This is a genomic window from Citrobacter sp. Cs237 (assembly GCF_030332325.1).
Lineage (GTDB): Bacteria > Pseudomonadota > Gammaproteobacteria > Enterobacterales > Enterobacteriaceae > Citrobacter_A > Citrobacter_A sedlakii.
Genome location: NZ_JAOWIB010000108.1, coordinates 255,293 through 281,949 on the forward strand (window position 1 = coordinate 255,293; position 26,657 = coordinate 281,949).

Sequence of the window (26,657 nt, forward strand, 5' to 3'; positions counted from 1 at the left end):
ATCTGCCATCATGCATAAAAAACGACTAAATATTTTGCGAATGATCGTTTTTTGTTGATCTCCTTCACGGATCGGACTGTTTTCCTGGATAAAATACCCTCACCTTCTACTGATAAAGGAAAGGTAACCAAAATGGAAAACAATAACCGCTTAATGCCCCATATCAGGCGAACAACACATATTATGATGTTTGCCCACCGTAATAGTTTTGACTTTCATTTCTTTAACGCCCGTTAGTCGTTCGACTATGGGCACGTCAGCATACAGGTCTTCCTGACTCGCTGTATCACAGGCCTGCGCCTGTATCTCCAAGTGCTCACACTGCGTAAACCTGAATTTGCCTGTAACCGGACAGGTAAGGTTTTTTGCATCCTAAAAAAAGCAATTCACTGATTTTATTTATCAGGGGATGGACTTTGCTTTTATTCCGGCGCTATCAGTTTCTCATTTGAGAAATTGAGGACCTGCTATTACCTGAAATAAAGAGATGAACATGTCTGAATTAAAAATTGCCGTAAGCCGTTCCTGCCCCGACTGCTTCTCAACGCAGCGTAATATTGTAAATGTGGATGAAACCCATTTTATTGACGTGGCGGCGGTCGTGTTATCGGTCAATGATATTGAACGAGGTAAACTCGAAGAAATTGACGCCACCGGCTACGGTATCCCGGTGTTTGTCGCGACCGAAAATGAAGAGCGCGTCCCGGCGGAATTCCTGCCGCGTATCTCGGGTGTTTTCGAGTGCCATGAAGCCCGTAGCGCCTATTATGGTCGGCAACTGGAAACCGCGGCGAGCCACTATGAAACGCAGTTACGTCCGCCGTTCTTCCGTGCGCTGGTCGATTACGTTAACCAGGGTAACAGCGCCTTTGACTGCCCCGGACACCAGGGCGGCGAGTTTTTCCGTCGCCATCCTGCTGGCAACCAGTTCGTTGAGTATTTTGGCGAAACGCTTTTCCGCGCCGATCTGTGCAACGCTGACGTGGCGATGGGCGACCTGCTGATCCACGAAGGCGCGCCGTGCGTCGCCCAGCAGCACGCGGCAAAAGTGTTTAACGCCGATAAAACTTATTTTGTGCTGAATGGAACGTCATCATCGAACAAAGTGGTGCTCAACGCGCTGCTGACGCCGGGTGACCTGGTGTTGTTCGATCGTAACAACCACAAGTCAAACCATCACGGCGCATTATTGCAGGCGGGCGCCACCCCGGTATATCTGGAGACCGCGCGTAACCCGTATGGTTTTATCGGTGGGATCGACGCCCACTGCTTTGAAGAGCGTTATCTGCGGGAACTGATCGGCGAAGTCGCGCCTCAGCGCGCCCGCGATGCGCGTCCGTTCCGCCTGGCGGTGATTCAGTTGGGTACCTACGACGGCACCATTTATAACGCCCGTCAGGTGGTGGATAAGATTGGTCATCTGTGCGACTACATTCTGTTTGACTCCGCGTGGGTCGGCTATGAACAGTTTATTCCGATGATGGCGGACTGCTCACCGCTGCTGCTGGAACTGAACGAAAACGATCCGGGCATTCTGGTGACCCAGTCGGTGCATAAACAACAGGCTGGCTTCTCCCAGACCTCGCAGATCCATAAAAAAGACAGTCATATCAAGGGGCAGTCACGTTACGTGCCGCATAAGCGCATGAATAACGCCTTTATGATGCATGCCTCCACCAGCCCGTTTTATCCGCTGTTCGCAGCGCTGGATATCAACGCCAAAATGCACGAGGGCGCCAGCGGCCGCAATATGTGGATGGACTGCGTGGCGAACGGCATCGACGCCCGCAAGCTGATCCTTGAGAACTGTCAGTATATCCGTCCGTTTGTCCCGGAAACGGTGGACGGGAAACCGTGGCATGCCTGGCCAACGGCGACCATCGCCAGCGATCTGCGTTTCTTCCACTTTGTACCCGGCGAAAGCTGGCACGCGTTCGAAGGCTACGCAGAGCATCAGTATTTTGTCGACCCCTGCAAGCTACTGTTAACCACCCCGGGCATTAATGCGCGGACCGGCGAATATGACGACTTTGGCGTTCCGGCCACCATTCTCGCCAACTTCCTGCGCGAAAACGGCGTCGTACCTGAAAAATGCGATCTCAACTCGATCCTGTTTCTGCTGACCCCGGCAGAAGACATGGCGAAATTGCAGCAGCTTGTCGCACTGCTGGTGCGTTTCGAAAAACTGCTGACGTCCGACGCGCCGCTGGCCGACGTGCTGCCCTCCATCTACAAGCAGCATGAAGCACGCTATGCCGGATACAGCCTGCGCCAGCTGTGTCAGGAGATGCACGACCTGTACGCGCGCCACAACGTTAAGCAGTTGCAAAAAGAGATGTTCCGTAAAGCGCATTTCCCACGCGTCAGCATGAATCCGCAGGAGGCAAATTACGCCTATCTGCGCGGCGAGGTGGAACTGGTGCCGCTGCCGGAAGCCGAAGGCCGTATTGCCGCGGAAGGCGCGTTGCCTTACCCGCCGGGGGTGCTGTGCGTCGTGCCCGGCGAAGTCTGGGGCGGCGCGGTGCTGCGCTATTTCAGCGCGCTGAAAGAAGGGATCAACCTGCTGCCGGGCTTTGCGCCGGAGCTGCAGGGGGTCTACATCGAAGAATGTGATGGTCGTAAGCAGGTGTGGTGCTACGTGATCAAAGCGCGACAAGAGCATGACGGTCTGCTGAAAGGAGAAACATTATGAGTAAAGCCAAAGCCAACAAAATGGGCGTGATGCAGCTTACCATTCTGACGATGGTCAACATGATGGGCTCCGGGATCATCATGCTGCCGACCAAGCTGGCGGAGGTCGGCACCATCTCGATTATCTCCTGGCTGGTCACCGCTGTCGGATCCATGGCGCTGGCCTGGGCGTTCGCCAAGTGCGGGATGTTCAGCCGCAAATCTGGCGGCATGGGCGGCTACGCGGAGTATGCATTTGGCAAGTCCGGTAACTTTATGGCCAACTATACCTATGGGGTGTCGCTGTTAATCGCCAACGTGGCGATTGCCATTTCCGCGGTGGGCTACGGGACCGAGCTGTTCGGCGCGACGCTCACGCCGGTGCAGATTGGCCTCGCCACCATCGGCGTTCTGTGGATCTGTACGGTTGCCAACTTCGGCGGCGCGCGGATTACCGGGCAGATCAGCAGTATTACCGTCTGGGGGGTGATCATTCCGGTGGTTGGCCTGTGCATCATCGGCTGGTTCTGGTTCAGTCCGACGCTGTACGCGAACTCATGGAACCCGCATCACGTGCCGTTCTTTACCGCCGTCGGGTCGTCTATCGCCATGACGCTGTGGGCTTTCCTCGGCCTGGAGTCCGCCTGTGCTAACGCGGAAGTGGTGGATAACCCTGAACGCAACGTGCCGATAGCGGTTCTTGGCGGTACGCTTGGCGCAGCGGTGATTTACATCGTCTCCACCAACGTGATTGCCGGGATTGTGCCGAACATGGACCTGGCCAACTCCACGGCCCCGTTTGGTCTGGCGTTTGCCCAGATGTTCACGCCGGAAGTGGGGAAAGTGATCATGGCGCTGATGATCATGTCCTGCTGCGGTTCCCTGTTGGGCTGGCAGTTCACCATCGCTCAGGTGTTTAAATCCTCTGCCGATGAAGGCTATTTCCCGAAAATTTTCTCGCGGGTGACTAAGGTCGATGCGCCGGTACAAGGGATGCTGACTATCGTGATTATTCAGAGCGGACTCTCGCTGATGACCATTAGCCCGTCGCTGAACAGCCAGTTTAATGTGCTGGTCAACCTGGCGGTGGTCACCAATATTATTCCGTATATCCTGTCGATGGCCGCGCTGGTGATTATTCAGCGGGTGGCGAACGTCCCGCCAGCGAAAGCGAAAATGGCAAACTTCGTGGCGTTTGTTGGCGCGATGTACAGCTTCTACGCGCTCTACTCGTCGGGGGAGGAAGCGATGCTGTATGGCTCGATTGTCACCTTCCTCGGCTGGACGCTATACGGACTGGTATCGCCGCGCTTTGAGCTGAAGAATAAGCACGGGTAAGTTAGCCCCCATCCTGAGACAAAAAAGGCGCCTTACGGCGCCTTTTCATTTGTCGGTAACGCCTGACGCATCAGGCGTTTTTCAGCACTTCGCTGACGATTTCAACCGCTTCTTTTTCGATCTGCTTGCGATGTTCTTCGCCGAGGAAACTTTCGCAATAGATTTTATAGGCGTCTTCCGTACCGGATGGACGCGCGGCAAACCAGCCGTTTTCCGTCATCACTTTCAGACCGCCGATCGCCGCGCCGTTGCCCGGCGCCGCGGTCAGGCGCGCGGTGATCGGATCACCTGCCAGCGTGCTGGCGCTGACCATTTCCGGCGACAGCTTCGACAACGCAGCTTTTTGCGCAGAGGTTGCGCCCGCCTGCAGGCGGTTATAGCTTGGCGCGCCGAAACGCGCCGCCAGTTCGTTGTAGTGTTCCTGCGGGTTTTTACCGGTGACGGCGGTAATTTCCGCCGCCAGCAGGCACATGATGATCCCGTCTTTATCGGTGGACCACGGCGTACCGTCGAAACGCAGGAACGATGCGCCCGCGCTTTCTTCACCGCCAAAGCCAAAGCTACCGTCAAACAGGCCATCAACAAACCATTTGAAGCCCACCGGCACTTCGACCAGTTTGCGGCCCAGATCGTTGACCACGCGGTCAATCATTGCCGAGGAAACCAGGGTTTTACCCACCGCCACCTCTTTGCCCCACTGCGGACGGTGCTGGAACAGATAATTGATAGCGACCGCCAGATAGTGGTTCGGGTTCATCAGCCCCGCCGGTGTGACGATACCGTGACGGTCATAGTCCGGGTCGTTGGCAAACGCCAGATCAAACTTATCACGTAGCGCCAGCAGGCCAGCCATCGCGCACTCTGAGGAGCAGTCCATGCGGATCGCGCCGTCTTTGTCCAGGTGCATAAAGCGGAAGGTCTGATCCACCTGATCGTTCACGAGGGTCAGGTTGAGCTTGTAGTGCTCCGCAATACGCTTCCAGTATTCAATACCGGAACCGCCCAGCGGATCGACGCCCAGCGTCAGGCGCGCTTTCTGAATGGCGGCCATATCAACAATTTCCGCCAGCCCTTCCACAAACGGCTGCACCAGATCCTGCTCTTTGACGTGACCAGACGCCATCGCCGCATCGAGAGAAATGCGCTTCACGCCCTTCAGACCGTCGGCCAGCAGCGCATTTGCGCGGTCTTCCACCACTTTCGTGACGTTGGTATCTGCCGGGCCGCCGTTCGGCGGGTTGTATTTGATGCCGCCGTCTTCCGGCGGGTTGTGAGACGGCGTGATGACAATACCGTCCGCCAGCGCCCCCCCTTTTTTATTGTGAACCAGGATAGCGTTCGACACCGCAGGCGTCGGGGTAAAACCGTTGTTCTCCTGAACAATCACGTCGACACCGTTGGCCGCCAGCACTTCCAGCACCGAGATAAACGCCGGTTCGGACAGCGCGTGGGTATCTTTCCCCACATAGCAAGGGCCGGTGATACCGTTTTTCGCACGTTCTTCGGCGATAGCCTGGGCAATCGCCAGAATGTGCGGCTCGTTGAAGCTATGGCGACCTGCACTGCCGCGGTGTCCGGAGGTACCGAACTTCACCGCGTGCTCGGCATTCCCTGCCTCGGGTTTCAGTACATAATATTGCGCCGTCAGTTGGGCGACGTTAATCAAATCACTTTGTTGCGCAGGTTGACCTGCACGGTTGTGGATTGCCATTGCCTGGTCCTTTTATGCAAGCATTAAATTGTTCCGCAAACCTTCTCAATCAATTCCGCCGGGAATTGCATTGACTGCATGATGTGTTCGACCATGCTGCATTTACGGCCGGTGTTGGTGTTCGTGATCACCCAGTACGGCGTGCCAGGCACATGTTTCGGCTTGGTCTGATTGCCGTTTTTCAGCAGCGTCTGTTCATCCGCCGCGAAATAGACGCGAGTGCGGCCATGCAGCGAGTCGGTGGCATCGGCAAACGCCTGGTGATCCAGTGAGTAAAGTGTAGACAGCACCAGCATAAAGCGATTCACCGCTTTTTTCTGTTCCGCATATTCATCGGACAGCAGCAGCTCACGCATAGCGCGCACTTTGTCTTTGACGGGATTGACGGGTTTCACTTCTGCGCTCACAGGCTGCGCGGCGCGTGCCTCTTTTGTCGCCGACGCGACGGGCTGCGATGCGGCGGAAAACTTCAACATACGCCGTAAAATGTCGGACGCGCTCTCGCCGATATGCTTGGTGTGGCTGGCAATATAGCTGTAGAGTTCATCATCAACTTCAATCGTTTTCATCTTAATCCAGTGCGGTGTCATAACTGATCTGAATACAAATCGTTGGAATTATAGGAGCAAATCCCAACAGCGGATAGCGTCAAACCTGGCTGAACAAAAAACTCGGAGTAAACCGTATCAGTTGCAGCCCAGTGGCAGAATGGTCAACATAATACCCTAACCCGACAGAGCGAAAAAAAGAACTTTGCCATGAAATTGAATATCCGAGCGCAAACTGCACAAAACCTGCACAATAATTCTCCCATCGTCCTCGTTCACGGTCTGTTTGGCAGCCTGGACAATCTCGGCGTGCTGGCCCGCGAGCTGGTCAGCGATCACGATATCCTCCAGGTCGATATGCGTAACCACGGCCTCTCGCCCCGCGATCCGCTGATGACATATCCGGCGATGGCGCAGGATCTGCTCGACACTCTGGATGCGCAGCAGATCGAAAAAGCCACGTTTATTGGCCACTCGATGGGCGGCAAGGCGGTGATGGCCCTGACCGCGCTGGCCCCGGAACGCATCGATCGTCTGGTGGCGATCGACATCGCCCCGGTAGATTATAAGGTACGACGCCACGATGAGATTTTCGCGGCGATCAACGCCGTGACGGCGTCTCAGGCCACGACGCGCAAGGAGGCGGCTGCCGTCATGCGCGACCATCTCAGAGAAGAGGGCGTGATTCAGTTTCTGCTGAAGTCGTACGTTGACGGCGAATGGCGCTTTAACGTGCCGGCGCTGTGGGATCAGTATCCGCATATTGTCGGCTGGGAGCCGATTCCAGCCTGGGATCGCCCGGCGCTGTTTATCCCTGGCGGCAACTCCCCTTACGTCACCGAGGCGTATCGCGACGACCTGCTCGCGCAATTCCCACAGGCGCGCGCGCATGTCATCGCGGGCGCAGGCCACTGGGTTCATGCCGAAAAACCTGACGCAGTGCTGCGCGCCATTCGTCGTTATCTGAACGACAGCGCAAACTGATTAAAAACTCAGCGTCCGCGCGCGATTGCGCGCGCGAACGTTGGCGTGCCCCATCCGCTGATGTATGATGGCGCGCTATCCATCCGGGCAGAGGCCTGGCTGATTGTTTCCCCGAAGTCACCAAAATCATGGCCAAAGAACAAACGGACCGTACGACATTAGATCTGTTCGCGCACGAGCGTCGCCCGGGACGACCTAAAACCAATCCGCTTTCACGCGATGAACAGCTGCGCATTAACAAGCGCAACCAGCTTAAACGCGACAAAGTTCGTGGCCTGAAACGTGTTGAACTTAAGCTCAACGCGGAAGCCGTCGACGCCCTGAATGAACTGGCGGAATCGCGCGACATCAGCCGCAGCGAGCTGATCGAAGAAATCCTGATGAGCCAACTGGCGACGTTGCGACGCCAGGGTTCAGTCTGAAACCCGCACAATTTATCACTATCATGTAGCAGGGAGTGCACTCGCGTGCGTTTGCTATTTCCGCATACCTGACTGTTCTGCTATGATTGCCCTTATCTGTGGGCAATTTGCCCCCACCATTTCAATAAGTTTCAAGAGGTTACTTTACTCATGGCAATCACTGGCATTTTTTTCGGCAGCGACACCGGGAACACCGAAAATATCGCAAAAATGATTCAAAAACAGCTTGGTAAAGATGTTGCCGACGTGCATGACATTGCAAAAAGCAGCAAAGAAGATCTTGAAGGCTATGACATCCTGCTGCTTGGTATCCCGACCTGGTACTATGGCGAAGCGCAGTGTGACTGGGACGACTTCTTCCCGACTCTGGAAGAGATTGATTTCAACGGTAAGCTGGTGGCGCTGTTCGGCTGCGGCGACCAGGAAGATTACGCGGAATATTTCTGCGACGCGTTAGGCACTATCCGCGACATCATTGAGCCGCGTGGCGCGACCATCGTCGGTCACTGGCCGACCGCGGGTTATCATTTTGAAGCGTCGAAAGGCCTGGCCGATGACGATCACTTTGTCGGTCTGGCCATTGACGAAGATCGCCAGCCAGAACTGACCGCCGAGCGCGTTGAGAAATGGGTTAAGCAGATTTCTGAAGAACTGCACCTGGATGAAATCATCAACGCCTGATGACCGTGCGGCGCAAAGACCATTTGCGCCGCATCAATAGACAAAACCAATCAAAATAATTGCTACAAATTTGTAACTTTCTTGCCCATCCCTGTACAATGTGCGGGAGTTATTAGGTGGCGCTCTCATTTCCAGGCAATACCACGTTTTTATTAACATTTGCCCGAGGCTTGCAGTTTTCATTTAAGGATGGCAGTCCTATAATGAGAGGCATTATCTCGAATGCAATTTCTGTCACTTCTCGTATGAAGTGAATCGTTTAGCAACAGGACAGATTCCGCATGACTGACAACAATACCGCATTAAAGAAGGCTGGCCTGAAAGTAACGCTTCCACGTTTAAAGATTCTGGAAGTGCTTCAGGAACCGGATAACCATCACGTCAGTGCGGAAGATTTATACAAACGACTGATCGACATGGGTGAAGAAATTGGTCTGGCGACCGTCTATCGCGTGCTGAACCAGTTTGATGACGCCGGTATCGTAACCCGCCACAATTTTGAAGGCGGCAAATCCGTTTTTGAGCTGACCCAGCAGCATCATCACGATCACCTTATTTGCCTCGATTGTGGCAAAGTGATTGAATTTAGTGATGATTCGATTGAAGCCCGTCAGCGTGAGATTGCGGCGAAGCACGGTATTCGTTTAACGAACCACAGCCTCTATCTCTATGGCCATTGCGCCGAAGGCGACTGCCGCGAAGACGAACACGCGCACGACGGCAAATAATTTTACGCTTGATGAAAGCCAGCCTGCGGGCTGGCTTTTTTGTGGGCGCGATCCCGCCGTTTTCCTTCCCTCCCCGCCCGTGTTGCTTTAATGTAAAAATTCCCTTCCCTGACCTGTCCGGAGAATCGAAATGGAACTTCGCCAGTTACGTTATTTTGTTCGTATTGTTGAAACCGGCAGCATGGGTAGCGCCGCGCTGGATCTCGACATTGGCGTCTCGGCGCTGAGCCAACAAATGACACGTCTGGAAAGCGAACTCGCCATCCGCCTGCTGCAACGAACGTCGCGCGGCGTCACGCCCACTAACGCGGGGTTGGCCTTTTATTCTCAGGCGCAACTGGCGCTACGGCATGCCGACGACGCCATTCTTGCTGCGCGTGAGGCGCGGTTATCCGGCCACGTTAGCGTCGGTATGGCGCCCAGTACGGCATCGGTGTTGGGCATTCCGTTTATTAACGCCATGCGGGAAAGCTACGCTGACGTGCGGCTGCACGTCGTGGAGAGTCTCTCCGGCAATCTTGAGCGGATGATTAACACCCGCCAGCTTGATTTAGCGGTCGTCTTTCAGAAAGAGAAGATCCTGCGCTGGAGCGCGAAGCCGGTTCTGGAAGAGCGGCTGTTTCTGATCGGCCCCCACCCCCTGCTGGCTATATTCCCTGAAGACAACATCATGCCTGCTCAACTGGCGAATATTCCCCTCGTAATGCCCAGTCAGGGCCACGGTCTGCGCGGCAGACTGGAGGCTATCGCACAAGAGCACGCGCTGCAGGTTGATATCGTTGCGGAAATTGACGGTCTGACGCTACTGATGCGGGCGGTCCGCGACGGTCTGGGCGCCACCCTACAACCTGGCGCGGCGATTTCCCGACTGGACCAGGACGACCTGCGCGTGATCGGCGTCCATAATCCGGTCCTCAGCCGTCCCAACTTTTTGGTCAGTTTATCGGATGACGAGCTGACCCCGGCGGGGCTGGCAGCTCGCGTCGTGCTGGGTAAAGTGATGCGTGAACTGGTTGAGGCTGACCGCTGGCCAGGCGCCACCCTTTACGTTAACTAAAGAAGGTTTTAGCAGTACCTCATAGCGCCCACACAACCCATGCGTATACATTTTCATTACAAATTTAACATTTGTTAAAGCGTAATGGAGTCTACGATGGTTGATGTTCTGGTGATTGGCGGCGGCAATGCCGCGCTGTGTGCCGCCTTAACCGCCCGGGAGGCCGGTGCGTCGGTGCTGCTGCTGGAAGCGGCGCCGCGCGAATGGCGCGGTGGCAATTCACAGCACACCCGTAATTTGCGCTGTATGCATGATGCGCCGCAGGATGTGCTGGTCGACCGTTATCCCGAAGAGGAGTACTGGCAGGATCTCTGGCGGGTAACGGAAGGCAATACCAACGAAGCGCTGGCTCGGCTGGTGATCCGCACCTCTTCGCAGTGCCGTGACTGGATGCGCAAACACGGTGTGAATTTTCAGCCACCGTTATCAGGCGCACTGCACGTTGCGCGTACGAACGCCTTTTTCATGGGCGGCGGCAAGGCGCTGGTCAACGCCTATTATCGCAGCGCGGAGGCGCTCGGCGTCACCATCCGCTATAACACGCCGGTACAGGCGCTGGAGTTACATGACGGCGAGTTTGTCGCCGCGCTGGCGGGCGATGAACGCATCGAGGCCAGAACCTGTGTACTCGCCGCTGGCGGTTTCGAGTCCAATCGCGAATGGCTACGTGAAGCCTGGGGACAAAACGCGCGTGGGGAATGGCCCGCCGATAATTTTCTCATCCGCGGCACCCGCTTTAATCAGGGTGTCCTGCTTAAATTTATGATCGATGCCGGCGCCGACATCATTGGCGATCCATCCCAGTCGCACTGCGTGGCGATTGATGCCCGCGCGCCACTGTATGACGGCGGGATCTGCACGCGAGTGGACTGCGTCTCTTTAGGCGTGGTGGTCAACCGCGACGCAGCGCGTTTTTATGACGAAGGCGAAGATTTCTGGCCGAAACGCTATGCCATCTGGGGGCGCCTGGTCGCCCAACAGCCGGGGCAAATTGGTTATTCCATTATCGACAGCAAAGCCATTGGTCACTTTATGCCACCGGTATTCCCCGGCGCGCAGGCCAATACGCTGGAAGAGCTGGCCTGCCAACTGGGGCTGGATGCACAACGTTTTAGCGCTACCGTCAGGCAATACAACCAGGCCTGCCAGCCTGGACACTTTGATCACACCGTCCTGGATAACTGCGCCACCAGCGGGTTAACGCCGCCGAAAACGCACTGGGCACGCCCTCTCGATACGCCGCCTTATTACGGCTACGCCCTGCGGCCAGGGATCACGTTTACCTACCTCGGCCTGAAAGTGAACGAACGCGCGGCGGTGCATTTCGCCGGAAAACCCAGCCGTACCCTGTTTGTCGCCGGAGAAATGATGGCGGGCAATGTGCTGGGCAAAGGCTATACCGCTGGCGTTGGCATGTCGATTGGCACCACGTTTGGCTGCATTGCTGGTAAAGAAGCCGCCCAGGCCGCACGTAAGGAGGCGCACCATGAAGCAGCTTGAGAAATTAATTATTGAGGCACAAATCATTACCGAACCGGAAGCCGAAGTGGAACGGGTGATGCAGGTTTGTAACGCCTGCCGCTACTGCGAAGGCTTTTGCGCCGTCTTTCCGGCGATGACTCACCGTCTTGAGTTCGGCAAAGCGGACATCAACTACCTGGCTAACCTGTGCCATAACTGCGGCGCCTGTCTGCACGCCTGTCAGTACGCGCCCCCTCATGAGTTCGCCATTAACGTACCGAAAGCGATGGCGGAAGTGCGCCTCGAAACCTATCAGCATTATGCCCGGCCCGCCGCGTTTGGCGCGTTGTATCGCCGGGCGGGCATGACCGTCGCGCTAACGCTGGTCTTTGCGCTGATTTTCTTCCTGTTGTTGGCGATGAGTCTGAAAGGCTCCTTGCTGCACCCGCCGCTGGCTGGCGACTTCTACCAGATATTCCCGCATAACCTGCTGGCCTGGATGTTTGGTTCCGTCTTTATTCTGGCGATGGGGTTGTTGATGGCTGGCGTGATCCGCTTCTGGCGTGAGATCTCCCCCGGCGCGCCGCAGCCCGTGGAAATTGCCGAAGCGACGCACAATGCCCTGACGCTGAAGTACCTCGACGGCGGACACGGCAAAGGGTGTAACGAAGCCGATGATGCCTTTACATTGCTGCGCCGTCGCTTCCATCACTTGACCTTCTACGGTTTTATGCTCTGCTTCGCCGCCACCGTGGTGGCGACCGGCTATCACTATTTTGCCGGGTGGGAAGCCCCTTATCCGTTTTTCAGCGTGCCGGTGCTTCTCGGCACCCTCGGGGGGGTAGGTCTGATTATCGGTCCTGCGGGTTTGCTGTGGCTGAACGTAAAGCGCTCGCCGCTGCACGGTGACGCGCGACAAAAACCGATGGATCGCGGTTTTATTTTGCTGTTGCTGTTGACCAGCCTGACAGGGTTGGGACTGCTGGCAGGGAGGGATTCCACGTGGATGGGCGTTCTGCTTGCTGTCCATCTTGGCGTGGTAATGGCGCTCTTTTTAACCCTCCCGTACGGAAAATTTGCCCACGGATTTTACCGCTGCGCTTCGTTACTCAAATGGGCTATCGAGAAGCGGCGCGGAAAACAGGCGGGGGTCGCAGGCGACTGACCCGCAACATCTTACCTCAATAACTATTACGATAAGACAGTGGAGAGCAATCCCATGAGCCAACAACCATCGCGCGCCGGCACGTTCGGCGCAATACTGCGGGTAACCAGCGGTAATTTTCTTGAGCAGTTCGACTTTTTTCTGTTTGGTTTTTACGCCACTTATATTGCGAAAACGTTTTTCCCGGCAGAAAGTGAATTCGCCTCTTTAATGCTCACGTTTGCCGTCTTCGGCTCCGGCTTTTTGATGCGTCCCGTCGGGGCGATTGTGCTGGGTTCGTATATCGACAGAATTGGCCGCCGTAAAGGGTTAATGGTAACGCTGGCGATCATGGGTTGCGGTACGCTGCTGATCGCCCTCGTGCCTGGCTACCAGACCATTGGCGTACTGGCGCCAGTGCTGGTGCTGCTGGGCCGACTGTTGCAGGGATTTTCCGCCGGCGTGGAGCTGGGCGGCGTTTCCGTTTATCTTTCAGAGATCGCCACGCCGGGCAATAAAGGTTTCTATACCAGCTGGCAGTCGGCCAGCCAACAGGTGGCGATTGTGGTGGCTGCGCTGATCGGCTACGGTCTGAACGTCACGCTCGGGCACGATGAAATCTCTGAATGGGGCTGGCGCATTCCGTTCTTTATTGGCTGCATGATCATTCCGCTCATTTTTGTACTGCGCCGTTCGCTACAAGAAACCGAAGCCTTTATCCAGCGTAAGCACCGCCCCGATACCCGGGAAATACTGACCACCATTGCGAAAAACTGGCGCATCGTCACCGCTGGTACGCTGTTGGTGGCAATGACCACCACCACTTTTTATTTTATTACCGTTTATACGCCCACCTACGGCCGTGCCGTTCTGCATCTGAGCGCGCGTGACAGCCTGATAGTCACCATGCTGGTCGGGATTTCTAACTTTATCTGGCTGCCTATTGGCGGCGCGATCTCCGATAAAATCGGCCGTCGTCCGGTGTTGATGGGGATTACTCTGCTTGCGCTCATCACGACCTGGCCGGTGATGCACTGGCTGACCGCCGCGCCGGATTTCACCCGTATGACCCTGGTGCTACTGTGGTTCTCGTTCTTTTTTGGCATGTATAACGGCGCGATGGTCGCCGCGCTGACCGAAGTGATGCCGGTCTACGTACGAACGGTGGGGTTTTCGCTGGCGTTCAGCCTTGCGACGGCCATTTTTGGGGGGCTGACTCCCGCAATTTCTACCGCGTTGGTTGAGATGACCGGTGATAAAAGTTCGCCAGGATGGTGGCTGATGTGCGCAGCGCTATGTGGTTTCGCCGCGACGGCTATGCTGTTTGTTCGCCTGAGCCGCAGTTACCACCCCGTGGAGAATTAAGCCAGAAAACAGGGGCGGAGACCCTCTCCGCCCCCTGGGTTATTTGGCGCTATTGTTGCTGCGGATTTCCTGCCAGATCTTATCACAATCGGCTTTTACCGCCTGATCGTTACCGGTACGCGTCGCCTGTATGCACTGCTGGTAATCCAGTACGCGAACGCTTTCCTGACGGGTAAACTGCTCGTGCTGTTTCTCTTTCTTCAGCACCGCTAAAACGCTCTGGCAGGCTTCGATTTTTTCTGGCGATCCCTGCGCCGTATTGATGCAGGCGCTGTAAGCCTCTTTCAGACGGCTGTCTTCTTTTGGCGCCGTCGTCGTTGTGCAGGCCACCAGTCCCGAAGCCATCACGGCGATGAGTATCAGTTTTTTCATAGCACAGTCCTCAACGGTGCGGCAGGCGCATGGCCCGCCGCGTATGGGCATTAGAAGATGGTGAACGGGGCAATGACGATAAATTTCACGTCACGCTCATCCTGGAAGATGTTGCCGTAACCACCGCCCCAGCTTGGGATGTTGGAGTGGTTGTCATACTCAGTGAAGTGCAGTTTAAACATGGTGCCTTTGGCGCGTCCGTCCTGCAGGGTATAGACCGCATCCAGGCTGTAAGATGATTCCTCGATAGTGCGGTTTTTGTCGTAGTACGCATCAGGATTGCTCTGCCAGGTGGACGGCTTCGCATCCCAGGCATACACATAAGACGCCCCCACTGCCCAACCTGGCAGGTTCCAGTTTTTCAGGTCATACATCGCGCCGAAGAAGACCGCTTTTTCGCCGTTGGCGTTGAAGTCAGAACGGTTATCCCACCAGATATCCAGACGACCGTTGGAGGAGGCATAAGTCGGGGTCATACGCTGCAGGAAGTAACCCTGCTGCCCTTCCGCTTTCACCCAGGTGCCTTCCAGACGCAGGTCAACCACTTCCGCGACCTTGTAGCCGAAGGTTAACGCCTGCAGCCAGGCCGTACCGTCGTAAATATCGTTTGTGCTACGGTCATCCACTTTGTCACGCGCACCGTAGAACTGGTAGCTGGTAGTCAGCGGGTTGCCGCCTAAATCAAACTTATAGCTGGCTTTCGCGAAGTACTGATCGACATAGCCTTCAGACTGTCCAAATGCCGCTTCCAGCACCAGGTCGTTTTTGAAATCATATTTCGCGCCGACGGAATGGAGGTAATCGACCTTAGTCTTTTTATCGGCCTGATAGAATTTGTCGACCTCGGTGTGCCACGGCGCTTTGTATTCGTTGGCCCACATATAGGAGAAGCTCAGCGCGCCCGCATCGCCGTAGTCAAAGTTCGCCCCGGCTTCGGCACCCTGATAGGTGCCCGGCATAAAGCTCCAGTGCGGTGCTAACAGCGTTTGTCCGGTTGGCTGAATATACCCCGCGCGCGCCCAGGCGGGGCCATACTTAAATTTCGCCGCCGCTTTATACAGGCTTACTCCGCTTTTATCGCCCGAGTAATCTTCGTCGTAGCCTTTATTCTTTTTCGAGAAGGCAATTTCGTTGGGGTGACCGCTGTCGCCGTTTTCCGCCATTTCGATAGCGGTGAAGGCCGCGATATCGAGTCCAAACATATCAGCCGCGTAGCCGGACTGGAAATCCAGGTTGGCGTTCCAGGTCGCATGAGAAAGGTTCGTTTTATATTTGTCTTCGTCGGTAACGTCTTTACGATCGCGCTCGCGCTGCCAGTAATAGATCCCGCCCGTCAGGGTGGAGTCATCAAAAAAACCTTCGGCATGAGCGTGTGGAACAACAACCAAGCCCGACATTGCTGTGATACCGGCGATAGCCAGCGCCAGCGCACTACGTTTGCCACTGAACGTACGCATGTGTTAATCCTCTTTGACGTTTTAAAGTGCTGTCGCCAACGGCAAACAGCCAAAAAATAAAAGTGAAAAGTAGCATTGAGAAAGACCTCGCTGACTACAATGAATAGACTATTTTTCGCGACGCGAATTATCAATACCTTTCTGTAACGAGAATGTAAGAGTATGAGCAACCGCACATATTTCATCGCGTTCTGTTACATTTCATTCATTTGATCAAAAAAGCGGAAGATCAGAAAAAATTACTTGTTTTCCAGAAAGATGAAATCGGTTACATCACGATAAGCATTGATGAAATCAATTTGTTATGTAAAAAGATTTGTTAAGCAGAATATTTAAGAAACGATAATTAATTCGCTTCGAAAAAAGAGAGTTGAGGGCAAAAAAAACGCCGCTGAACGCGGCGTTTGAGAGACAAGTTGCGACTTATTCGCCGACTTTCGCCCAGGTGTCACGCAGGCCGACGGTACGGTTAAAGACCAGTTTCTCGGCGGTAGCATAACGGCTGTCCAGACAGAAGTACCCTTCGCGCTCAAACTGGAACGCTTTACCGGCGACCGCCTCTTTCAGCGATGGTTCGGCATAACCCTGTTTGATGACCAGCGATTCCGGGTTCATTACGGACAGGAAATCTTCCGCCGCGCCAGGGTTCGGCACGCTGAACAGACGATCGTAGAGACGAATTTCAACCGGCAGCGCGTGCGCCGCGCTCACCCAGTGAATCACGCCCTTCACTTTACGGCCATCTGCCGGATCTTTGCTAAGGGTGTCGGCGTCGTAGGTACAGAAGATGGTGGTGATAGTGCCTTCGGCGTCTTTTTCCACGCGCTCGGCTTTGATGACGTAGGCGTTACGCAGGCGTACTTCTTTCCCCATGACCAGACGCTTGTACTGCTTGTTCGCTTCTTCACGGAAGTCCGCGCGGTCAATCCAGATCTCGCCGCTGAACGGCACTTGACGACTGCCCATTTCCGGTTTGTTCGGATGATTCGGCATCGTGACCTGTTCGCTCTCGCCCTGCGGGTAGTTTTCGATCACCAGTTTCACCGGATCGATTACCGCCATCGCGCGCGGCGCGTTTTCATTAAGATCTTCGCGAATGCAGGATTCGAGCGACGCCATCTCAATGGTGTTGTCCTGCTTGGTCACGCCGATACGTTTGCAAAACTCGCGAATCGCGGCGGCGGTATAACCACGGCGGCGAAGACCGGAAATGGTCGGCATACGCGGGTCGTCCCAACCTTCCACATGCTTGTCGGTCACCAGCAGGTTCAGCTTACGCTTGGACATCACGGTGTATTCCAGATTCAGGCGCGAGAATTCATACTGACGCGGGTGAACCGGAATCGTGATGTTGTCCAGCACCCAGTCGTACAGGCGACGGTTGTCCTGGAATTCCAGCGTACACAGCGAGTGGGTAATACCTTCCAGCGCATCGCTGATGCAGTGGGTGAAGTCGTACATCGGATAGATGCACCACTTGGTGCCGGTCTGGTGATGCTCCGCGAACTTAATACGGTACAGCACCGGATCGCGCATCACGATGAACGGCGACGCCATGTCGATTTTCGCGCGCAGGCAAGCTTTGCCTTCTTCGAAACCACCGGTACGCATTTTTTCGAACAGCGCGAGGTTTTCGTCCACGCTGCGATCGCGGAACGGGCTGTTCTTACCCGGCTGAGTCAGGGTGCCGCGGTATTCGCGGATCTGCTCTGGCGTCAGTTCATCAACGTAAGCCAGACCTTTGGTGATCAGCTCAACCGCGTAGGCATGCAGCTGATCGAAGTAATCGGAGGAGTAGCGAACCTCGCCAGACCAGTGAAAACCTAACCACTCAACGTCGTTTTTGATCGAATCAACGTACTCGATATCTTCTTTTACCGGGTTAGTGTCATCGAAACGCAGGTTGCACTGGCCCTGATAATCTTGCGCGATGCCAAAGTTCAGGCAAATGGATTTCGCGTGGCCAATGTGCAGATAGCCATTTGGCTCCGGCGGAAAACGGGTATGTACCGTGGTGTGCTTACCACTGGCCAGATCTTCATCGATGATCTGACGAATAAAGTTACTCGGGCGGGCTTCAGCCTCACTCATCGTGGATTCCTCAAAGCGTAAACAACGTATAACGGCATATGATCTTATAAGCCGGACAGACTGACAACCTTTAGTTACGCAAAATACGTCTCAAACGAAAATATGGGGACCATTTGCTGCAAAAAAAAGCGGCGAAGGTTTGCCTTCGCCGCTTAAGGTCGCTGTGATGTTGTCGGAACCCGGTTTTCGCCTTATCCGACCCGGACCTTTTTATTTACCTTTGATTTCATACAGTGGGGTTTGACCCGCCACGACGTGACCTTCGGCTTTCACCACCAGCGCGCTGAAGTCGTCGATGTTGCTGCACACCACCGGACTTATCATGGAGCGCGCGTTCGCGTTCAGATAGTCCAGATCCATTTCCAGGATCGGCTGGCCTGCGGTCACTTCAGCCCCTTCTTCAACCAGGCGTTTAAAGCCCTGGCCGTTCAGCGCAACGGTATCGATCCCCATGTGGACCACGATTTCCGCGCCTTTCTCTGTTTCCAGGCAGAATGCGTGGTTGGTATTGAAGATTTTCACGATGGTTCCCGCTGCCGGAGAAACCACGATTTTATCCGTTGGTTTAACCGCCACGCCGTCACCGACCGCTTTGCTGGCGAACGCCTCGTCAGGCACCTGATCTAACGCCACCACGTCACCGGTAATCGGGGAAACCAGTTCAGCAATGGTCACCGCATTGGGTACCGCCTGCGGCTTCTGGGCCGGGGTTGCTGTTGCAGCAGGCGCGGCATCCGCCGAAGCTGCGGCAACCGGACCACGCGCAACGACTTTTTTCATCGCGTCGCCAATGGATTCTGCTTTCGCCCCGACAATAACCTGAATGGTTTGTTTGTTCAGTTTCACCACGCCGGACGCGCCCAGGCGTTTACACATTGCATCGCTCACCCTGGCGGAGTCGCCAACGGTCAGACGCAGACGGGTGATACAGGCATCAATGGCTTTCAGGTTATCCGTACCGCCGACCGCTGCGATGTAGCTGGTCGCCAGTTGCGTCAGACCTTCTTCCGTATTGCTGTTCGCTTCTTCAGTCACCACCTCGTCTTCTTTATCTTCGCGGCCCGGCGTTTTCAGGTTAAACATACGAATAACCGCGCTGAACAACAGGAAGTAAATGACGAAGAACGCCAGCCCCATAACCAGCAGCATCCAGACGTTCTGGCTCGCCGCGGGCAGGCTGTACATCAACACGTAGTCGATAGCGCCCGCAGAGAACGAGAAGCCCGCGTGGATCCCCAATAGCGTGGCGATAAACAGGCTGATGCCGGTCAGAATCGCGTGCAGGAGATACAGCAGCGGCGCAAGGAACATAAACAGGAATTCCAGCGGCTCAGTCACGCCGGTCAGGAACGCGGTGATGGCGACGGACAGCAGCATACCGCCTACCATCGGACGACGCGCTTTCGGGGCAGCGAAGTACATCGCCAGTGCCGCGCCCGGCAGACCAAACATCATGATCGGGAAGAAGCCGGACATGAACATCCCGGCAGTGCCGTCACCCGCGTAGAAGCGGTTGATATCGCCGTGGAAAACGGTACCGGCAGCGTTGGTGAATTCACCAATCTGGAACCAGGCGATGGTGTTCAGCACCTGATGCAGACCGGTTGGGATCAGCAGACGGTTGATGAAACCAAAAATACCGGAGCCGAGCGCGCCTGCGGACACGATCCATTCACCGCCAGCATGAATAGCATGCTGAACCGGCGGCCAGACGTAGCCGAAAATCGCCGCCAGCACCAGGCAGAAAAAGCCCGTAGCAATCGGCACAAAGCGTTTGCCGCCGAAGAAGCTCAGGAAATCAGGCAGCTTGATATCCGCCCAACGGTTGTAGACAGCGCCGCCCACCAGGCCGGTAATGATACCCGCCAGCACACCCATGTTGATTTCCGGGTTGATGGTGACCATCGCTTTAGTCAGTACGAAATAACCGACCGCCCCTGCCAGCGCTGCCGCACCCGCGCTGTCTTTGGACCAACTGGATGCCACACCGATGGCGAAGATCAGCGCGAGGTTATCAAAAATCGCCCCACCCGCCTGCGCGATAAAGGCGACGTTCAGTAAATCTGGTTGGCCGAATCGCAGCAACAGCGCCGCCACCGGCAGCACCGCGATAGGGAGCTGTAACGCCCTACCCAGTCGCTGGAAAAAACCTAGAATGTTCATCTTATTCCCCCTACGAGACCCCGATATGGCCATTCAGGCCGTATTTTTATGTGTGTAGCTCAACTTCTCAGCGTGATGTTCCGGCAAATACGTTGTTAGATCATCTCCTGCAAGAGTGTGTGAAAATTTAATTCGTATCGCAAATTAAAAGCGTGTTTTTTGTGAGTACAGTCACCAAATATCGTTATTATCTCTCCCTGTCACTGGCTAACTTTGAAAACTTATTTTATCATTCAAAAAATCAAGACGGATTGACTCCAATCGCGACAGACCAGGTTACGCTTTAAGGTGCACAGACGCGCAATCCGCCAACGGCTTACATTTACTTTCTGAGGTGAAGAATGAGACTGATTCCCCTGACTACCGCTGAACAAGTCGGCAAATGGGCTGCCCGCCATATCGTTAACCGTATCAATGCGTTCAAACCGACAGCCGATCGTCCGTTTGTGCTGGGTCTGCCGACGGGCGGCACGCCAATGACCGCTTACAAAGCCTTAGTGGAAATGCACAAAGCGGGCCAGGTCAGCTTCAAACATGTGGTGACGTTCAATATGGACGAATATGTCGGCCTGCCAAAGGAACATCCGGAAAGCTACCACAGCTTCATGCACCGTAATTTCTTTGATCACGTTGATATTCCAGCAGAAAACATCAACCTGCTCAATGGTAACGCGCCAGATATTGACGCGGAATGCCGTCAATATGAAGAAAAAATCCGTTCTTACGGTAAAATCCACCTGTTTATGGGCGGCGTCGGTAACGACGGTCATATCGCATTTAACGAACCGGCTTCTTCCCTGGCTTCCCGTACCCGCATTAAAACCCTGACCCACGATACGCGCGTGGCAAACTCCCGTTTCTTCGACGGTGATGTGGATCAGGTGCCTAAATATGCGCTGACCGTTGGCGTGGGGACTTTGCTGGATGCCGAAGAAGTGATGATTCTGGTGCTGGGCCATCAGAAAGCCCAGGCTCTGCAGGCCGCCGTTGAAGGCAACGTCAACCACATGTGGACCATCAGTTGCCTGCAGCTGCACCCGAAAGCCGTGGTGGTCTGCGATGAGCCGTCAACGATGGAACTGAAAGTTAAGACGCTGAAATATTTCAACGAGTTAGAAGCCGAAAATATTAAAGGTCTGTAATGTTGTCTCCGCCCTGCCACTGCGTTCAGGGCGGCATATTTTTGAAATCGGGGGTCGGAATGTATGCTTTAACCCAGGGTCGGATCTTTACCGGCCACGAAATTCTTGATGACCATGCGATTGTTGTCGCCAATGGCCTGATTGACAGCGTTTGTCCGGTGGCGGAACTGCCGCACGGGATCGAACAACGTTCACTGAACGGGGCCATTCTTTCCCCCGGTTTTATCGACGTTCAGCTTAATGGCTGCGGCGGCGTACAGTTCAACGATACCGCAGACGCCGTTACCGTTGAAACGCTGGAAATCATGCAGAAAGCCAACGAGAAATCGGGCTGCACTAACTATCTGCCAACGCTGATCACCACCAGCGACGAACTGATGAAGCAAGGCATTCGCGTTATGCGTGAATACCTGGCGAAACACCCGAACCAGGCGCTGGGTCTTCATCTGGAAGGCCCGTGGCTGAATCTGGTTAAAAAAGGCACCCACAACCCGAACTTTGTTCGTCAGCCGGACGCTGCGCTGGTGGACTACCTGTGCGATAATGCCGACGTCATCACCAAAGTTACGCTGGCGCCGGAAATGGTGCCTGCTGAAGTCATCAGCAAACTGGCGAATGCCGGCATCGTGGTTTCTGCCGGACACTCTAACGCCACGCTTAAAGAAGCCAAAGCCGGTTTCCGCGCAGGTATCCGCTTTGCCACGCACCTGTTTAACGCTATGCCGTACATTACCGGCCGTGAACCGGGTCTGGCGGGGGCTGTTCTCGACGATGCGGACATTTATTGCGGCGTGATTGCCGACGGCCTGCACGTTGACTACGCCAATATCCGCAACGCCAAACGTCTTAAAGGCGATAAGCTGTGTCTGGTAACGGATGCGACAGCGCCCGCAGGTGCGAATATTGAACAGTTCATTTTTGCTGGTAAAACAATATACTACCGCAATGGATTGTGTGTGGATGAAAACGGTACGCTAAGCGGTTCATCGTTAACCATGATCGAAGGCGTGCGTAACCTGGTTGAGCACTGCGGCATTGCGCTCGACGAAGTGCTGCGCATGGCGACGCTCTATCCGGCGCGCGCGATTGGCGTAGAAAAACAGCTCGGCAGCATCGCGCCGGGTAAAGTGGCGAACCTGACCGCGTTTACCCACGACTTTAAAATCATCAAGACCATCGTTAATGGTAACGAGGTCGTTACTGAGTAAGAGAAAGTATGACACCAGGCGGACAAGCTCAAATAGGTAATGTTGATCTCGTAAAACAGCTTAACAGCGCGGCCGTTTACCGCCTGATTGACCAGCATGGACCAATCTCGCGGATTCAGATTGCCGAACAAAGCCAGCTTGCTCCCGCCAGCGTAACCAAAATTACGCGTCAACTGATTGAACGCGGGCTGATCAAAGAAGTCGATCAGCAGGCCTCCACCGGGGGCCGCCGCGCGATCTCTATTGTTACCGAAACCCGCGGTTTCCACGCCATCGGCGTACGTCTGGGACGCCATGACGCGACCATTACCCTGTTCGATCTCAGCAGTAAAGTGTTGGCGGAGGAGCATTACCCGCTGCCCGAACGTACTCAGGAGACGCTGGAACATGCGTTGCTCAATGCAATTTCAGCCTTTATTGACGGCAACCAGCGCAAAATTCGCGAACTGATCGCCATTTCGGTGATCCTGCCGGGCCTTGTCGATCCGGAAAGCGGCATGATTCATTACATGCCGCATATTCAGGTTGAAAACTGGGGACTGGTCGATGCGCTGGAAACCCTTTTTCGCGTTACCTGTTTTGTCGGTCACGACATCCGCAGCCTCGCGCTGGCAGAGCACTATTTCGGCGCAAGCCAGGACTGTGAAGACTCCATTCTGGTGCGCGTGCACCGCGGCACCGGCGCCGGGATCATCTCTAATGGCCGAATTTTCATTGGCCGTAACGGCAACGTCGGCGAGATCGGCCACATTCAGGTTGAGCCGCTGGGCGAGCGTTGCCACTGCGGCAACTTCGGCTGTCTGGAGACCATTGCGGCTAACGCCGCGATCGAACACCGTGTGCAAAACCTGCTCAAACAGGGCTATCAGAGCCGTGTTTCGCTAAATGACTGCAACATCAAAACCATCTGTAAAGCGGCAAATAAAGGCGACAGCCTGGCCTCGGAAGTGATCGAGCACGTAGGGCGACATTTGGGCAAAACTATCGCCATTGCCATTAACCTGTTTAATCCGCAGAAGATTGTGATTGCCGGTGAAATTACCGAAGCGGATAAAGTCCTGTTGCCCGCAATCGAAAGTTGCATCAATACGCAGGCGCTGAAGGCGTTTCGCCAGAATCTGCCAGTGGTGCGCTCTACGCTGGATCACCGCTCCGCTATCGGCGCATTCGCCCTTGTGAAGCGCGCCATGCTGAACGGCATTTTGCTCCAGCATTTGCTGGAAAACTGATGCGCTTTTATAGTATCGGATTCATAACCATTTCCCTGGGTAGTTCATGACCATTAAAAATGTCATTTGTGATATCGATGGCGTGCTGATGCACGATAACGTCGCCGTCCCCGGCGCAGCAGAATTTCTGACCGGCATTATTGGAAAAGGTCTGCCGCTGGTGCTGTTGACCAATTACCCGTCGCAAACCGGGCAGGATCTGGCGAACCGCTTCGCCACCGCCGGCGTCAATGTCCCTGACAGCGTGTTTTATACCTCAGCCATGGCCACCGCCGACTTCCTGCGTCGTCAGGAAGGGAAAAAGGCTTACGTGGTGGGCGAAGGGGCGCTGATCCATGAACTGTATAAAGCCGGGTTCACCATCACCGACGTCAACCCGGATTTTGTGATTGTGGGCGAAACCCGTTCCTATAACTGGGACATGATGCATAAAGCGGCATACTTTGTGGCGAACGGCGCACGCTTTATCGCCACCAATCCGGACACCCACGGTCGCGGTTTTTACCCGGCCTGCGGCGCCCTGTGCGCCGGTATTGAGAAAATTTCCGGACGTAAGCCGTTCTACGTCGGCAAACCCAGCCCGTGGATCATTCGCGCCGCGCTGAACAAAATGCAGGCGCACTCGGAAGAGACGGTGATTGTCGGTGACAATCTGCGCACCGACATTCTTGCCGGATTCCAGGCGGGACTTGAAACCATCCTGGTGCTTTCCGGCGTTTCTACGCTTGATGATATTGACAGTATGCCGTTCCGTCCGAGCTGGATTTACCCCTCCGTCGCCGAGATCGACGTTATTTAACGCCAACCGTTGCCTGATGACGTTTCGCTTATCAGGCCTACGGTCAAGCCACGCCGCATCTAATAAAATCACCTAAAAATTGTCGATTCATTAATAAATCCGTTCATTACGTACTCTTTTTTCATCATTCCATAATCGCTGTTGCGTTTTTTCTTTTTTACCCGGCAAAAGTATTGCGCCCTGCTCTCCTTTGCGGCATTTTTTAAATCAAGCACACACAAAATGTATTCAGACAGGGTAACGGAGAAGGTTATGTGTTCAATTTTTGGCGTATTCGATATTAAGTCAGATGCAGGGGAACTGCGGAAAAAGGCGCTCGAGCTGTCACGCCTGATGCGCCATCGCGGCCCGGACTGGTCCGGTATTTTTGCCTGCGACAAGGCCATCCTCGCGCATGAACGTCTGTCCATTGTCGACGTCAACGCGGGCGCTCAGCCACTGTATAACGAAAAGAAAACCCACGTATTGGCTGTCAACGGCGAAATCTACAACCATCAGGCGCTGCGTGCGGAATATGGCGATCGCTATGCGTTCCAGACCGGCTCCGACTGCGAAGTTATCCTCGCGCTGTACCAGGAAAAAGGCCCTGAATTTCTTGACGATCTGCAAGGAATGTTCGCTTTCGCCCTGTACGATACCGAGAAAGACGCGTATCTGATTGGTCGCGACCACATCGGGATTATCCCGCTGTATATGGGTTATGACGAACACGGTAACCTGTATGTTGCTTCGGAAATGAAAGCGTTGGTGCCGGTTTGCCGCACGATTAAAGAGTTTCCGGCGGGCAGCTATTTATGGAGCCAGGACGGTGAGATTCGTCAGTACTATCAGCGCGACTGGTTCGAGTACGATGCGGTAAAAGATAACGTTACCGACAAAGCGGAACTGCGCCAGGCGCTGGAAGACTCGGTAAAAAGCCATCTGATGTCAGATGTGCCGTACGGCGTGTTGCTCTCCGGCGGTCTGGATTCTTCAGTGATTTCCGCTATCACCAAAAAGTTCGCCGCGCGTCGCGTGGAAGATCAGGAAAGATCCGAAGCCTGGTGGCCGCAGCTACACTCCTTCGCTGTCGGTCTGGAAGGTTCTCCGGATCTGAAAGCCGCGCAGGAAGTCGCGAACCATCTGGGCACGGTGCACCATGAGATTCACTTCACCGTGCAGGAAGGGTTAGATGCGATCCGCGATGTAATTTATCACATCGAAACGTACGATGTGACCACGATTCGCGCGTCAACGCCAATGTACTTAATGTCGCGTAAAATCAAAGCGATGGGCATCAAAATGGTGCTGTCCGGCGAGGGATCTGACGAAGTGTTCGGCGGCTATCTTTACTTCCATAAAGCGCCAAACGCCAAAGAACTGCACGAAGAAACGGTACGTAAACTGCAGGCGCTACATATGTTTGACTGCGCGCGCGCCAACAAAGCGATGTCAGCCTGGGGCGTGGAAGCCCGCGTCCCGTTCCTCGACAAGAAATTTCTCGATGTGGCCATGCGTATCAATCCGGAAGATAAGATGTGCGGCAACGGCAAGATGGAAAAACATATCCTGCGTGAATGTTTCGAATCTTACCTGCCGGCAAGCGTCGCATGGCGTCAGAAAGAGCAATTCTCCGATGGCGTGGGCTACAGCTGGATCGACACCCTGAAAGAAGTGGCGGCGCAGCAGGTAACCGACCAGCAACTGGAAACCGCCAGCTTCCGCTTCCCTTACAACACGCCAGGCTCGAAAGAAGCGTATCTGTATCGTGAGATCTTTGAAGAACTGTTCCCGCTCCCGAGCGCCGCGGAATGCGTGCCGGGCGGCCCGTCTGTCGCCTGCTCTTCCGCCAAAGCGATCGAATGGGATGAAGCGTTCAAAACCATGAACGATCCTTCCGGACGCGCGGTCGGCGTACATCAGTCGGCATACAAATAAATCTGCATGATGAAATGGGTCCGCAAGGGCCCTTTTTTTGTTCTAAAATCTTGCCCATAAAGTGTTTCATAACCAATAATTGCCGATTATTGCGTCACGCTGTTCGCAACCTAACCAAACAGTCACATTCACGCTGTTTTCGATGAAAAAGAGGTTGACGCTTCAAGGCT

General features: G+C 54.7%; 22 protein-coding genes and 1 pseudogene. 17 read left to right on the forward strand and 6 right to left on the reverse strand.

Annotation, left to right across the window (positions count from 1 at the left end):
* Window positions 1–132 precede the first annotated feature (132 nt).
* From speFL to potE, 3 genes are all read left to right on the forward strand, one after another.
* Window positions 133–237: a leader peptide SpeFL gene (gene speFL / locus OGY07_RS18275; protein WP_106875989.1), complete on the forward strand. Its 105-nt coding sequence runs from the start codon at window positions 133–135 to the stop codon at window positions 235–237.
* Between the two features lie 256 nt (window positions 238–493).
* Entirely contained in the window at window positions 494–2,692 is a 2,199-nt protein-coding gene (gene speF, locus OGY07_RS18280; protein ID WP_286602223.1) for an ornithine decarboxylase SpeF, read from the forward strand.
* Entirely contained in the window at window positions 2,689–4,008 is a 1,320-nt protein-coding gene (gene potE, locus OGY07_RS18285; RefSeq protein ID WP_042285407.1) for a putrescine-ornithine antiporter, read from the forward strand. The genes speF and potE overlap by 4 nt, the downstream gene beginning before the upstream one ends.
* 70 nt (window positions 4,009–4,078) lie before the next feature.
* Here the strand turns inward: potE and pgm are convergent, their stop codons facing one another.
* The gene (gene pgm / locus OGY07_RS18290; RefSeq protein WP_286602224.1) at window positions 4,079–5,719 is read right to left on the reverse strand and encodes a phosphoglucomutase (alpha-D-glucose-1,6-bisphosphate-dependent); all 1,641 of its coding nucleotides are present in this window, start codon (window positions 5,717–5,719) and stop codon (window positions 4,079–4,081) included.
* Between the two features lie 23 nt (window positions 5,720–5,742).
* The gene (seqA, locus tag OGY07_RS18295; RefSeq protein ID WP_042285411.1) at window positions 5,743–6,288 is read right to left on the reverse strand and encodes a replication initiation negative regulator SeqA; all 546 of its coding nucleotides are present in this window, start codon (window positions 6,286–6,288) and stop codon (window positions 5,743–5,745) included.
* A 189-nt stretch (window positions 6,289–6,477) separates the two neighbouring features.
* Between seqA and ybfF the strand changes: the two genes are divergently transcribed.
* The 9 genes and pseudogenes from ybfF to tcuC all read left to right on the forward strand — a co-directional run bounded on the left by ybfF (window position 6,478) and on the right by tcuC (window position 14,109).
* Window positions 6,478–7,251 (forward strand): esterase, encoded by a 774-nt coding sequence (ybfF, locus tag OGY07_RS18300; protein ID WP_200033707.1) that lies wholly within the window; start codon window positions 6,478–6,480, stop codon window positions 7,249–7,251.
* Window positions 7,252–7,379: 128 nt separating this feature from the next.
* Complete coding sequence (gene ybfE / locus OGY07_RS18305) at window positions 7,380–7,673, forward strand: LexA regulated protein (RefSeq protein WP_042285416.1); 294 nt, start codon at window positions 7,380–7,382, stop codon at window positions 7,671–7,673.
* A 150-nt stretch (window positions 7,674–7,823) separates the two neighbouring features.
* On the forward strand, window positions 7,824–8,354 hold the full coding sequence (gene fldA, locus OGY07_RS18310; RefSeq protein WP_042285419.1) for a flavodoxin FldA: 531 nt from the start codon (window positions 7,824–7,826) through the stop codon (window positions 8,352–8,354).
* A 203-nt stretch (window positions 8,355–8,557) separates the two neighbouring features.
* Window positions 8,558–8,643: pseudogene (locus OGY07_RS23505) on the forward strand (fur leader peptide).
* On the forward strand, window positions 8,636–9,082 hold the full coding sequence (gene fur / locus OGY07_RS18315; RefSeq protein ID WP_042285420.1) for a ferric iron uptake transcriptional regulator: 447 nt from the start codon (window positions 8,636–8,638) through the stop codon (window positions 9,080–9,082). The pseudogene OGY07_RS23505 and the gene fur overlap by 8 nt, the downstream one beginning before the upstream one ends.
* A gap of 130 nt (window positions 9,083–9,212) precedes the next feature.
* A complete protein-coding gene (gene tcuR, locus OGY07_RS18320; RefSeq protein WP_042285423.1) occupies window positions 9,213–10,139 on the forward strand; it encodes a tricarballylate utilization LysR family transcriptional regulator TcuR in 927 nt (308 codons plus the stop codon).
* Window positions 10,140–10,235: 96 nt separating this feature from the next.
* A complete protein-coding gene (tcuA, locus tag OGY07_RS18325; RefSeq protein ID WP_199956445.1) occupies window positions 10,236–11,639 on the forward strand; it encodes an FAD-dependent tricarballylate dehydrogenase TcuA in 1,404 nt (467 codons plus the stop codon).
* A complete protein-coding gene (tcuB, locus tag OGY07_RS18330; protein ID WP_286602244.1) occupies window positions 11,626–12,765 on the forward strand; it encodes a tricarballylate utilization 4Fe-4S protein TcuB in 1,140 nt (379 codons plus the stop codon). Before tcuA ends, tcuB begins: the two co-directional genes overlap by 14 nt.
* Before the next feature lie 54 nt (window positions 12,766–12,819).
* Window positions 12,820–14,109, forward strand: a complete 1,290-nt coding sequence (tcuC, locus tag OGY07_RS18335) for a tricarballylate/proton symporter TcuC (protein WP_042285430.1) — start codon at window positions 12,820–12,822, stop codon at window positions 14,107–14,109.
* A gap of 39 nt (window positions 14,110–14,148) precedes the next feature.
* Here tcuC and OGY07_RS18340 read toward each other — a convergent pair whose 3' ends face one another.
* The 4 genes from OGY07_RS18340 to nagE form a co-directional block, all read right to left on the reverse strand.
* Complete coding sequence (locus tag OGY07_RS18340; RefSeq protein WP_042285432.1) at window positions 14,149–14,481, reverse strand: ChiQ/YbfN family lipoprotein; 333 nt, start codon at window positions 14,479–14,481, stop codon at window positions 14,149–14,151.
* Between the two features lie 50 nt (window positions 14,482–14,531).
* Window positions 14,532–15,938 (reverse strand): chitoporin ChiP, encoded by a 1,407-nt coding sequence (gene chiP / locus OGY07_RS18345; protein WP_042285435.1) that lies wholly within the window; start codon window positions 15,936–15,938, stop codon window positions 14,532–14,534.
* Window positions 15,939–16,361: 423 nt separating this feature from the next.
* Window positions 16,362–18,029 carry a glutamine--tRNA ligase gene (gene glnS, locus OGY07_RS18350; protein WP_286602249.1) on the reverse strand — a complete coding sequence of 556 codons (1,668 nt, stop codon included), beginning with the start codon at window positions 18,027–18,029 and terminating at the stop codon, window positions 16,362–16,364.
* Between the two features lie 210 nt (window positions 18,030–18,239).
* On the reverse strand, window positions 18,240–20,192 hold the full coding sequence (nagE, locus tag OGY07_RS18355; RefSeq protein ID WP_181821784.1) for a PTS N-acetyl glucosamine transporter subunit IIABC: 1,953 nt from the start codon (window positions 20,190–20,192) through the stop codon (window positions 18,240–18,242).
* Between the two features lie 341 nt (window positions 20,193–20,533).
* On the opposite strand from nagE, the gene nagB reads away from it, so the two are divergent.
* From nagB to asnB, 5 genes are all read left to right on the forward strand, one after another.
* Window positions 20,534–21,334 (forward strand): glucosamine-6-phosphate deaminase, encoded by an 801-nt coding sequence (gene nagB, locus OGY07_RS18360; protein WP_042285441.1) that lies wholly within the window; start codon window positions 20,534–20,536, stop codon window positions 21,332–21,334.
* Between the two features lie 59 nt (window positions 21,335–21,393).
* A complete protein-coding gene (gene nagA, locus OGY07_RS18365; protein WP_042285443.1) occupies window positions 21,394–22,542 on the forward strand; it encodes an N-acetylglucosamine-6-phosphate deacetylase in 1,149 nt (382 codons plus the stop codon).
* 8 nt (window positions 22,543–22,550) lie between these two features.
* Complete coding sequence (gene nagC, locus OGY07_RS18370; protein ID WP_286602254.1) at window positions 22,551–23,771, forward strand: DNA-binding transcriptional regulator NagC; 1,221 nt, start codon at window positions 22,551–22,553, stop codon at window positions 23,769–23,771.
* A gap of 46 nt (window positions 23,772–23,817) precedes the next feature.
* Window positions 23,818–24,570, forward strand: coding sequence for a ribonucleotide monophosphatase NagD (nagD, locus tag OGY07_RS18375; RefSeq protein WP_286602256.1), 753 nt, complete (start codon window positions 23,818–23,820; stop codon window positions 24,568–24,570).
* A gap of 252 nt (window positions 24,571–24,822) precedes the next feature.
* On the forward strand, window positions 24,823–26,487 hold the full coding sequence (gene asnB / locus OGY07_RS18380) for an asparagine synthase B (RefSeq protein WP_181821787.1): 1,665 nt from the start codon (window positions 24,823–24,825) through the stop codon (window positions 26,485–26,487).
* Window positions 26,488–26,657 lie beyond the last annotated feature (170 nt).